Origin of the sequence: Methylobacter sp. S3L5C (assembly GCF_022788635.1) — a bacterium.
GTDB lineage: Bacteria > Pseudomonadota > Gammaproteobacteria > Methylococcales > Methylomonadaceae > Methylobacter_C.
Genome location: NZ_CP076024.1, coordinates 1383273 through 1395151, shown reverse-complemented (window position 1 = coordinate 1395151; position 11879 = coordinate 1383273). Strand labels below are relative to the sequence as shown.

9 protein-coding genes and 1 pseudogene are annotated in these 11879 nt (G+C 42.5%); 2 read left to right on the top strand and 8 right to left on the bottom strand.

The annotated features are described in order from the left end of the window. Positions 1–3: 3 nt before the first annotated feature. Complete coding sequence (locus KKZ03_RS06460) at positions 4–1230, bottom strand: efflux RND transporter periplasmic adaptor subunit (protein ID WP_243220699.1); 1227 nt, start codon at positions 1228–1230, stop codon at positions 4–6. 513 nt (positions 1231–1743) lie between these two features. Between KKZ03_RS06460 and KKZ03_RS06455 the strand changes: the two genes are divergently transcribed. Further along, the gene (locus KKZ03_RS06455) at positions 1744–2415 is read left to right on the top strand and encodes a TetR/AcrR family transcriptional regulator (RefSeq protein ID WP_243220698.1); all 672 of its coding nucleotides are present in this window, start codon (positions 1744–1746) and stop codon (positions 2413–2415) included. On the opposite strand, the gene KKZ03_RS06450 is transcribed toward KKZ03_RS06455, so the two are convergent. The 4 genes from KKZ03_RS06450 to KKZ03_RS06435 form a co-directional block, all read right to left on the bottom strand. Further along, positions 2405–3220 (bottom strand): glycosyltransferase family A protein, encoded by an 816-nt coding sequence (locus tag KKZ03_RS06450; protein ID WP_256452011.1) that lies wholly within the window; start codon positions 3218–3220, stop codon positions 2405–2407. The genes KKZ03_RS06455 and KKZ03_RS06450 overlap by 11 nt on opposite strands. A gap of 233 nt (positions 3221–3453) precedes the next feature. Continuing rightward, the gene (locus KKZ03_RS06445; RefSeq protein ID WP_243220696.1) at positions 3454–6105 is read right to left on the bottom strand and encodes a UPF0182 family protein; all 2652 of its coding nucleotides are present in this window, start codon (positions 6103–6105) and stop codon (positions 3454–3456) included. Between the two features lie 165 nt (positions 6106–6270). Next, the gene (djlA, locus tag KKZ03_RS06440; protein ID WP_243220695.1) at positions 6271–7068 is read right to left on the bottom strand and encodes a co-chaperone DjlA; all 798 of its coding nucleotides are present in this window, start codon (positions 7066–7068) and stop codon (positions 6271–6273) included. A gap of 91 nt (positions 7069–7159) precedes the next feature. Next, positions 7160–8458 (bottom strand): transposase, encoded by a 1299-nt coding sequence (locus tag KKZ03_RS06435; protein ID WP_243220694.1) that lies wholly within the window; start codon positions 8456–8458, stop codon positions 7160–7162. A gap of 145 nt (positions 8459–8603) precedes the next feature. On the opposite strand from KKZ03_RS06435, the gene KKZ03_RS06430 reads away from it, so the two are divergent. Continuing rightward, entirely contained in the window at positions 8604–9161 is a 558-nt protein-coding gene (locus tag KKZ03_RS06430; RefSeq protein ID WP_243220693.1) for a D-alanyl-D-alanine carboxypeptidase family protein, read from the top strand. Positions 9162–9306: 145 nt separating this feature from the next. On the opposite strand, the gene KKZ03_RS06425 is transcribed toward KKZ03_RS06430, so the two are convergent. The 3 genes and pseudogenes from KKZ03_RS06425 to KKZ03_RS06415 all read right to left on the bottom strand — a co-directional run bounded on the left by KKZ03_RS06425 (position 9307) and on the right by KKZ03_RS06415 (position 11868). Continuing rightward, the gene (locus KKZ03_RS06425) at positions 9307–10512 is read right to left on the bottom strand and encodes a cyanate transporter (protein WP_243220692.1); all 1206 of its coding nucleotides are present in this window, start codon (positions 10510–10512) and stop codon (positions 9307–9309) included. Between the two features lie 363 nt (positions 10513–10875). Further along, positions 10876–11415, bottom strand: a pseudogene (locus KKZ03_RS06420) (IS630 family transposase). A 285-nt stretch (positions 11416–11700) separates the two neighbouring features. Continuing rightward, entirely contained in the window at positions 11701–11868 is a 168-nt protein-coding gene (locus KKZ03_RS06415; protein ID WP_243220691.1) for a hypothetical protein, read from the bottom strand. Between the last annotated feature and the right edge of the window lie 11 nt (positions 11869–11879).

The following is an 11879-nucleotide window of genomic DNA, read 5'->3' as shown; positions in this document are numbered from 1 at the left end:
GGCTTATTTCTCGTTATGAGGTTCGGTGAGCGAAATCCGTTCCGGCTCAACCTTAATGCCTGGTTTGAGTTTTTGCAGACCTTCAATAACGATCCATTCTTCAGGCTTTAAGCCTTCTGTGATGACACGTGACTGGCCAATATGAGCACCCAAAACAACCTTCCGATATTCGACCTGGTTGTCCTGATTAACTACCCACACAAACCGTTGTGACTGATCCGTTGCTATGGCCTGATCAGGTAAAAGAATACCCGGATAAGGTGCAATACCGCCAACGCGCATACGAGCGAAAAATCCGGGGCTTAACAAGCCGTCAGGATTGGCAAATACACCTCTTAATGATACTGTGCCAGTGCCTGCATCTTCACGTGGCGATATGTAATCGAGAGTGCCCGGATGAGGGAAGTCAGTCTCGTCAGTTAGAGCCAGTTGGGCAGGAGTTTTTCTCGCGCCGATATTATCACTGCCATCTTGCTGGGATTGACGCCGGTATTTCAATACTGATCGTTCATCGGCATCGACATAGACATAGACCGGATCGGTAGAGACAATAAAAGTCAGTCGGGTTGCATCAGCGCCACCGCCACCGACCAAATTACCCTCAGTGATCAGCTCGCGGCCAATTCGTCCGGTTATTGGTGCGCGTATGTTGGTAAAATCCAGATTTAGTTTGGCGGTGGCAACATTAGCTTCTCCCGATTGAACCGCAGCAGCAGTCTCGCGCAAGCCTTTACTGCGGGCATCGTATTCTTCTGCTGAAATGGCTTTACCACGGAACAGGCCTTCGGCTCGGGCCATATCATTTTTGGCTAATTCACGTTTGGCTTTGGCTTGTTCAAGTTCCGCTTCTGCGTAATTCAGTTGGGCCTTGAACGGTTTGGGATCAATCAAGAATAAAAGATCGTCTTTTTTTACCATTTCTCCGGCTTTGAAATTTACTTTTTCCAAATAGCCGCCGACCCTGGCTCTTACGTCTACTGAGCTTATCGCTTCAATACGACCGATGTATTCATCCCATTCAGTGACGTCTTGTATTAAGGCTTGGGCAACTTTGACGCCGGGCAATTTAGCTTGAGCCGCTTTAGCATCAGGTTCGGTTTTGTTTGCACAGCCACTCATCGCTATCAGGGTGATAAATGCCAACAGACTTGGCTGCATGTGTTGCAATAATCCCCGGCGTTGACTTGAGCGATGGAGAGGTTGCACTGGCATGCGTGTGTTTTTTATCATTCCTTTTATACCTTTGTTTTTTTTATAAATAAAATCAATACTTTGGTCAGTTTTAATCTATTGAAATGATATTTTTTTTAACAAATAATCTCAAAAATCTGATTGTAATGCTGACAAATAACTCTTTAATTTTTAATTAGTTAGCGTTTTATGTGACTCTGTATCTTGCATAAGTTTGATTTAATCACTCACAAATCGCCATAAGGCTTGTTAGTCGTGAAGTACCAATTATCAAAACTGTCCGAAGTATTGTTCATGAGAATATCCTGATAAGTTAGTCATGAGTAAGCTAAGGAATACTATTTTCGATCATTTTTTGCAGATTTTACAAACGAGACCGAACTTGGTCTGTGCGATAACGAACAGATTAGGAATTAGTTCCTGATTTACATTACGATAATTGATTTTAATTAAAGTAAAACTGTTCGAAGCACCGTTAAATGGTAATTGATCTTACCGTTTAATTTAGTCTATGATATAGGCCTAAGTCAACTAAATTTTATAAGTATATCTATGATTAAATGTGGACGACCACGTAAGGGTCAGGAGTCTTTAAGTCGTGACAGATTACTGGATGCTGCTCTCCAGCTTTTTCTTGAAAATGGTTACGGCAACCTGAGTCTGGAAATTATTGCCAAGGATGCGCGCGTGTCAATGCGTACTATTTATAATGAGTTTGGCGGTAAAGCCGGACTGTTTGGTGCGGTTATAAAGCGTTATACGGATTCGTTTGTTACTGGTTTATCCGAGGACAGTACGTTGGAAGGTCGGCCGGAGGAGGCGTTGATCGCTTTTGCAAAGCAGTTTCTAAGAGGAATTATCCATCCGGATGCGGTACGTATACGTGCCATATTAATTGGCGAATCGATACGATTCCCTGATCTTGCGCTGCAATTTTATGAGCAAGGTCCACAGCGCAATTCGTTCTATCTGGCACAGTTTTTCGCCAGACAGCAGCAAGCCGGTTATTTTATTGCAATAGACCCGGGTGTACTTGCTGATCAATTCTTAAGTGTTATACGCAGTGAACGCTTTCAGAAGTTGCAACTCGGCTTGGAGCAAGCTCCCGACGAGGCTGAAATTGATACTTGGGTACGGCAAGCAGCTTCGTTGTTCTTATATGGGTGTTTGGCAGACAAGGGGCTGTCCGAGAATAGAAAACAGACTGCGGTTGCTAATCTCTGACAGCTTCCTGGTAGTGTTTAATAAGCTGCTGGTAGTAATAGATATCCTCTTTTTTTCCGCGTTTTGTGACACCATTAAAGTGAATTTCGGCTTTTTTTAATAGCATATCGATTGCTGCATACCGGTTATCGTTAGATAATTGACCGGTAGCAAGAATTTTTTCCAGTGCGTTGATTCGAAACCTGTCCATGCCCCAAAACTTTTGTGATAGTTGATCTTCATGTCCACCGTATTTTTTGATTTGTGGCTCTTCTATCAATAAAACGGGATAGTTTGCGGTAATTCTAAGCCACAAATCATAGTCCTCACAGGCTGGCAGCGTGATATCAAATAACCCTACGTTTTCAAATATGGAGCGATGTATCAGAGTGGTAGACGGTGATATCGCACAATGTGGCAAACACTCGGTAAATATCCAGCCGCTCTTTTTGGCGTATTTTTTTGGCGGATTGACACGGATGCCGTTACGTATCCATTGCTCTTCAGTGTGACAAATTTTGCTTGCCGGATCAGCCAATAAAGCGCCTGCTTGCAGGCTTAGTTTGTCAGGCAACCATTCATCATCGGAGTCCAGAAAGGCAAGCCAGTCCCCTGTTGATTGCTGTATTCCCAAATTTCGTGCACTGCTAACGCCCCGATTTTCCTGATAGTAATAATTTACCGCTGGAAATTCTTTGTCAATCATGACGCTGGTCTCGTCGGTAGAGCCATCATCAATCACCATTACCTCAGTGGGAAGTAAGGTTTGGGAAAGGACTGACAGCAATGCTCGTTTTAATAACTCACAGCGATTGTAGGTGGGAATAATAACTGAAATATTTATAAAAGCACCTTAATTAGATGGGAAGACCGGCTTGTTGAGTTGGTGTGTTAACCGGGAAGTTTGATGCCGAGTAATTCGTAAAAATATCCGCTGCAAAAGTGCCATGGATTCCCATTATAAACAGGGTTTATGGTATGACTTTTTGGCAGATTATTTATTGCGAGCTATTCTGTGCACTAAAATAGCCGGCGAAATGAGTCCGCCGGCTTTATTACTTACTTTTCCATCTGTCCCAGAATGTTGTTAAAAGTCGCTGTTTGCTCACTTTCCGAGGCATTTTTAATGAAAATTTGTTTTAAGCGGTTAAAGGCTGACGATAAGGTTGTATCCATAATCGTTTCGTTGCCAATGGAAACAATCACTCGGGTTAGTTGGGGCATTTTATCTTTGAGTGAGGCTATATAGATGGGTTGAACATAAAGCACGGTATTTCCCATTGGCAGAATAATCATGCGGCCCATTTCAATCCGTGAACCGCCCTGATTCCATAGGGTAAATTGTTCCGAAATTTCAGGTTTCTGCTGAGTCAATGCTTCAATTTGAGCCGGGCCATTAACCTGAACATCTTTTTCAAATTTGTAAATGGTAATGCCTGGCTTGTAATTTTGATTACAGTTGGCTTTATCCAGTATCCCGGCAACGCCAATCATACTGAGGTTGGTTCTATTGACTGGTGTCATTGGTTCAATTAAGACAAATTCTTCAATATCTTTACAGTTTCCAAAGTCCATGGTCTGATAATAAGGTTGTACCGGTTCTCCACGGACATTCGCTTGCGCCCAGGTTTCGGCCTGCTCGTAGAATAATTCAGGACTTAGCTGATGATATTTGGCATACACTTTCATCTGCATATAATAAAGATCACGAGGATAGCGTAAATGTTTCTTTAATTCGACAGGCATTTCGTCCAGATGTTTAAATAATCCCGGATACGCATTGCTGTATGCCTTAATAATAGCATCAGAGGGATCTGAAATATAAAAATCCACATCGCCATCATAGGCATCGACAACAATCTTGACGGAATTACGGATGTAGTTAAAATTCTGTTTACCTCCCAGAAAGTCATCAGCTGCCGGTTGTGAAACCGGATATTTATCGGATAAGGTATAGGCATCCTGTATCCAGTAAAACCGATCTTTATTGATAACCAGATAAGGGTCTTTATCCAGGTGCAGGAAAGGAGTTAGTCGACTAATGCGCTCGGTTATATTTCTGCGTATTTTGACTTTACTTTCTGTAGATATATTGGATGAAAAAAATATTTTTTCATCCTTAAGATAAAAAGAAAACAAGGCTTTTCTGAACAGGGAGGCAATCGGAATTCCGCCGTCACCGTGATAAGTTAATGCTACACCTGGATCAGTGCCGGCAATTCCAACAATATCAAGTTTATTGGGAACGATGGCATAGTCATACTGTTCCTCGCCATAGTAAATGTCCGGGTGTTCGACATTAAATCCGACATTGGAGCTCATGTTTAAATCACGTAAATACCAATCCAGAGGTTTATCGGCGTCCTGCGCTGCCGGGGTAACTACAGCACCGTAGCCATGCGTGTAGCGCAAGTGGATGTTTTCCCAGTTTTGCGCCTCAGGTGGCAATTTGGAGGTATTAACTTCTCTGGCGGCCAGATTAACCTGTCGGGTATGACCAAGGGCAAAATAACGATCTTCATCAACAGATAGTATATTGTAATAAGGCCTGATTTCCTGTAGTTGCTTGTAGCTGTCAATAATAAATTCTCTATCCCATACCGGAATATTTTCAAAGCGTTTTTGAGTGCCCCAAGTATCTATATCTTCTGTAGCATTAAGCTTAATAGTTGTATTAACGATTTTGATATTATTTAAATCGTAAGCTGCCAGTGTCGAATCAATATTGTGCTGGATAAGCGATTTATTGGTTTTAACGGGATTCGGATCGACGATATACTTTTGGATTAAATTGGGGATAAATTGAATTTTTGGTAAGCCTGCGACGCAGAGAAAAATAGTCAGAGATATTAAAAATGGTGCTTTAACCCGGTGTTTTTCTGAAAAAATAAACAGGCCTGCCGCTATTGCCATTACCAGGAAAGTAAAAATTTCCAGCCAGATGAGTGGTAATAAATAGCGCATTTCTACAAAACCGGGGCCATAAAATATGGGTTCGTGAATATCTGTAAAAAGCAGGGTAAAACGATCCAGCATGAAACCCCAGATGACAAAACCAACAACAAAGCTGATTAAAATACTTAGGTGAATCTTGGCCCCTACCGGAAATTCGAGGCTTTGATTGGGTATAAAAACATGTTCCAGCCAATATAAAATACCAACCATGCAGAAAATCAGTGCGGCAGTTTCCAGGAGTTCTTGCTGAATCAACATGTAAGTCGGATAGAACAGCATATAAAAGCTGACATCATTGCCGTAAACGGTTTCATTTACGCCCGAATTACTGCCAAAAAAGTATAGCAGTGTCGTTTCCCATTGATTATAAAACGGAATAGCTACAAATATAGCCAGTATCAGCGATATAGGGGTGTATATCTTTGCCGAACCGCTCATAAAAGTGCCGGCAAAGCGCTGGAAACGTTTGCGTTTATCTATATTATTAAAAATTTCATCGGGCGGATTTAAACCCAGATAACGCGAGGCAATCCAGAAATGGAAAAAGAAAATGGTAAAAAATGCCAGCGTTACTCCACCGGAAAGAAAGAATTTGTAGAGCAGTCTTAGCCAGAAGTAAGCTTCAAGTTTTATTGATTGGTACCACCATAAATCCACAAACAGATCAAGAAATATAAAGTGGAAGGTGACAAATAAAACAATAGCGATGGCCAGTGTCGTACCAATTATCGCGGTTAAAAGCTTCAGGTTCCGCATAGTGTCCTCAAATAGATAGTATTATTAACGATGATGGGGTTGTCTTCATTTTAATGAGTCAATAGGTATCTAAGTTCAGTAGAAATATCGTCACATATTCTAACACCCAATAACGGGATAGTTGTGATTTAGACGATTAGGCTCGTGTCAGATAATTTAGGGTTATTAACCAATTTTTTGAATAATTTGGTAGGCTTTGCTGATTTTTTGGGTTTTTTCTTTAGCCAGGCGCATCATTTCTTCAGGTAATCCTTTCGCGACCAATTTATCCGGATGATTTTGGTTCATTAAGCGGCGATAGGCTTTTTTGACTTCGACCTTACTGGCGTGAGGTGTTAAGCCTAAAACCCCATAAGCATCTTGCAGGCTGCTTTTTGATGGCATTTTTGGGCTATAAGAGCTGCTACCCTGGAAGCGCTGTTGAGCTAGTAGTTGTATTTTCAAGCGTTCATAGTCAAACCGGGAAATTCTTAAGTGACTACAAATATGTAAAAGCAGTTTTTCTTCGCTAACCGCCAAGGTACCATCGGCAAAAGCTTCTTGTAACTGGATTTCCAGAAACATGCGTAGTAAATCGGTACGGCGATGACATTCTTTATAAAATTGAGCCAACACTTCATCCAGTGGAAAATCTGCTTGTTTACCCTGTTGAAAAAGGTTGATCGCGGTTACCCGCATATCGCTGGTCAGAGCCATTTCGCTCATGACGTGGTTGGCGAGCGAAATTTCTTCTGGAGAGACATGGCCATCTGCTTTGGCAATGTGGCCCATCACTGAAAAAGTGGCCGTAAAAAAAGCCGTTTGGACTCGGTGTTGATCGCCGGAGTTGAGCGTTTCACCGGTTTCTATACCGGTTAAGCCTTTGCTAAACTGATGGCCAACGGAGGCACCTAAAATGGCACCTAAAGGTCCACCAAGCAAAAATCCGAATGCTCCACCTACAACTGTGCCAAACCAACTCATTGCTATCAATCCTGTTTCATCAAAGAATAATGTTAGAATTATAGCATCAGGGGCTATCAAACCATGAATATACCCCAATACTTCGGACAGTTTACGCGGCGATAGCCCCATAGTTACAGAGGTCTGTAAAGCCTTGACTGGATTTTATGGCAGTAAAGTCGATCCCTAAGTGGCAAGAAAACCTTTCCAATAAATGGGCGTTGAATTTACGGGTCTTCCAACTGGCGATCGAAATAACATGGCGACCTGAGCCTTCCACGGCCTGTTGCCGGTCTTCCAGACGCAGCAAATTCAGTGCGGCCAGTGAAGCATTGAAATGGAAGTCCAACTTTGCTTCGGAAGTCGCTTGGCAATCGCATAGTCCAGTGTATTGCTTGGCATCGCGAAACACGAACTCAATCTGAAATCTTGCTTTGTAATAGCGCAGGATGTCCAGCGCCGCACAGTCAGTGTCAGTGCAAAATAATAATGCCGTATAGGTTTTGCCTTTTTCTTCTCGCACGATATAGACAATCCGCAGAGTACGTTTGAACGTTGGCGAATTGACGATAGCGGTATAGACGTGCTGGCCATCGATTTCTCCGGCCAGTTCAAAGCGTGATAAATCATCAAAACACACTTTGCCTGCAAACTTGCGAGGTCGACCTTTGGCTTTTTGTTCACCGGTATATAACCAGAGCAGATCGGCATCATGCCGTAACTTACTGGCCACGTACAGGCCATGTTCCACCACGCCATTAATAAACTTGGTCTTCGCGTAAAAGCTGTCCGCGACCAGATAACGGATTTTCCCTAACAGTCCCTTGGTATCGCGTTTGACGTGATCAAGGTAGCTATCTACCCGGGTGATCCGGGTTTCTTTGGGCGTTTTCTCGGCTTTGCTCTTCGGTGTCTTCTCGACATCTTGAGCCACCTTGGTTTCGCTATTTAAGGTCGACTCTTTGACGACTTCAGGTACCTTCGGTGCTTTGGGCAAAGCGGGCGTTTGATAAGCCGACAGCGTATAGGCTGTGTTGTGTGTCACATCCACCAAGGCCAGTAGTGAAATTTCCAGTCCGCGTTCAGCCTGTCCCTGTGAACCGTTCCAAAACCAGTCCAGGCCGTAACTGCTGCGACCGCTTTTAGGTAAAAAGCTGGCATCAATTGCTGCTAACCATTCACCCTTATCTGTTAAATCCTTCAAGCTCAATAAATTGAAGGTAACAAAATCGAACGAGCGACGAAACCATCTCGAAAAGGTTTTTTCATTCAGAGGACTATAACGGCCAAGGTTTCGGAAATTTACCCGTCCCGGCAGATACGTCAGGGTTGTTAGCAAGATGAACATAAACTTACGTTGCGGTTTTGCTACACTGGACATTTGCTGCAGAATGGGTTCTATTAAGTACATGGAAGCCTTTGGCGTGTTGGGCTGTTATCGTCGTTGACTACATCTTCCCACGCTGCAGGCTTCCAGACTATTTTTAATCAAAGCAAAACTGTCCGAAGTATTGGTTTAATAGACGTCTACTTATCGTTGAGTATCTTACTTGATCATGAATCCACATCTCGCCTCTCTAAACACAGCACTTGGAATTAAAAGTGAATTGATAGTGGCGCGTGGCCTGCATGTTTACGAAGAAGCCAGCAGCTTCGAAGTTGCAGAAATCGGAGCCGATGGAAGATATCATCTGCTTGTCGCCGCCGCTGCAGAGACTTGGCGCAATCTCAAGATCGCGGCCCACAATGACGGAATCGAACTTTTCATTGTCTCGGCTTTCCGTAGTGTAAACCGCCAAACCGAGATTATTCGTCGAAAGATCGCAGCTGGAATGGCTGTTGAAGAAATTCTCACCGTATCTGCTCCACCTGGTTTCAGCGAGCACCATACCGGACGCGCTGTAGATATAACAACTCCAGGTAGTCGTCCGCTTGAAGTCGAATTCGAACAAACAGCTGCATTTGCTTGGCTTAATGCACATGCCGTTAAATTTGGCTATTATCTTTCTTATCCCATTGGCAACCACTGCGGTTACCAATATGAACCATGGCATTGGTGTTTTAACGATGTTCAGCCTTTCGCTCAAGAGGGGCTCGCTACGCCACCCCCTTAGTTTTAATTTACCTAATTAGTAAGGCACCCATTCATTGCGCCAAAAATTAGAGTGTATTGAAGGTACTGCATTAAATTTTATGCAATTAGCCCTAACCCCGCTTTGAAAAAGCGGGGTTAGGGCTTTAATCTGACAGCAGTTATTTTCAATCAAATTTTTCACTATATCCAGTCGGATTGAAACTCAGCGCCATAGGTATCATTATGACCATAACGAGCGCTAATAATAACCATGAATACTGAAAACTATTAGTTTCACTACGAATAAAGCCCGCAATCAGCGGTGAAAGGCCGGCGATGATGTAACCAACACCTTGAGTAAAGGCTGTCAGATTACCGCTTCGTTTAGGGCTGTGAATGTGGTCCATAGACACAATAAGGCTCATAGGAAATAACCCGCCAATGCCAATACCTAGCAACGCAGGCCAAAGAATTACTAATTTTAGCGGGGAGAATGCAAGGCCAATAAAACCTATAGCTACGAACAACAAAAGTAATAATAAATACCCTCTTCGATCAATCTTTTTTGCGGATAGCATAGGAATAATCAGTCCGGAAACAACTTCGAATAGCGTTAATAAACCCAATATCATCCCTGCCTCTTGATCCGTAAAACCAAGGTCCAGATAAAAAGGAGCTAGCCAAGCCAAAACACAAGTGTAAGTCGCGGTGCCAAAACCAAAGAACAATGCTAATAGCCAAGCTCTTCGGTTCGTAAAAAAATTATCCTGAGTTTTCTCACTCTTCGTCGGTTGGTTAACAAGATTTTTGGTAATAAGACTAATCTTTCTCCATGCAATTAAACCAACAAGTGCAAAAATAGCCCAAATTGCTAAAGATAGCTGCCAACTATTTAGTTTATTTGCCAGCAATGCCGATAAAGAGGCTGAAATAGCCGCACCACCCATAATTGCCGTTGCATAAAAGCCCATTAACAGCGGCGTATTCGTAAAATTACTCTTGATAAAAGCTGGCATAAGGGCTTGGATGATCGCAATTCCGAGTCCTGAAATGATAGCCGTCGTAATCAGGCTAGTGACATCAAAGTAAAAATACCTGGCTGCCGTTGCTACTCCAATCAGAATCAAGGCGATAAATATTGCGGGAACCAAGCCAATCGTCGACTTAATTTTTCCGCCAAAAAACATTCCAATACCCATGGCAATCACAGGTAACATTGTCAGTAATGAAGTTTGTGTGTAAGTGATGCCGATAGAATTAGTAATCTGCGTCAGTAGTGGCCCGAAAGAGGCCATACTGGGCCTAAGGTTCAAAGCAACAAGCACGATACAAATAATAGTTATAAACAAAGGATTATTTTGTCTTAGTTCTGCATGTAAATTTTTTTTCATAGCAATTATTTGGTAGGTATATCTGTGAATGATGAAACGAAGATAAAGAAGCTTTTCACAGCGATTTGTTTTTCATGAATAAATCTACACAACAAACCATAGTTAAGCACTCCTCAAATAAAAAAACGCAACACCAGCAAGTAGCCTCGATGGAGTAAAATGGAATGGAGGAGGTCAGTTTTTATTGTCTTCAATACTATCACATGCATAATAAGTATCATAAAACCGAAACGTGACACAGCAATTCTCATTATGACGTTAATCACTTAAAATGGCAGACCGATTTCTATTGAGACTTCAACCTTATAAATACAGGCTCTAAGCCTAAGGATGGGCAAGACTTCCTCGCCACTCTCCCAGTGATCAATCGGAGATTCTGGTCTTTTGAGGGATCAGAATCAAGATATAAGGGCAAGCAATAGTATTTCTTTTTTCTTGCCACGCGGAAATTTCTGTTTTTAAAGTTTCTTGATCTGGAATGCGGCGATCCATAGATTGCCGCGACAGAATGCTTAATTCTATCTCGGCCATATTTAACCAACTGCCATGCTTGGGCGTGTAGTGTATTTCCAGTTTTTCAAGAATCCTTCTCGCTTTTTTTGGCTCAAATGCCTTATATTAAGAGGCACCAGTATGGGTATTCAGATCATCCATAACCAGGGTAATACGTTTAGCCTGCCGGTAACGGACATCAAACAGGTTACGAATTTGATGCGCCCAACCAATAGCCGTTCTTTGATCGGTTACTTCAACAATTCGTTTGCCCTGCAAGAGGTCAAAAAACATAAAAACATTACTTACGCCATTACGTTCATATTCGGTGTCGTACCGAGCGATAGTACCCGGCTTTGCAGGTATTGGTGTTCGCGTGTCTTTAATCTGTTGCTTACTGCTTTCATCCATGCAAATCAGTGGTTGCGCTTCATTATAAGGTCGCTTGTAAACCTCAAGGGTATCTTCCATAGCGCAAACAAACTCAGCATTTTTTTTAGCCGGAATACACCACTCTTTATTTTGCCAAGATTTTAACTCGTTTTTTTTAAAGTTAGCCTGATAGTTTCATGCGATACACTTTCAATATAACCCAGCTCAACCATCTTCTGTCCAAGTAAACGTAATGTCCAGCGGCTAAGCCCTTCAGGTGCATCGCCACAACTTAACGCGATCAAACGGGCTTCATTCTCTCCATCAATAGTACGGCTTTTCCAGCCATTTTTCTCCTAACTCGCTAATATCCGCTTTGAGCAGTATTTCAGCGTGTAGCCTTTTATGAGCGGCCACTTTTCCGGTATGAATCAAACTTCCCAAATAAGCGCGTTCATCTTCCGTTAGTCGTACTATGTATTTCTTTTTCAATGGTGTTTATT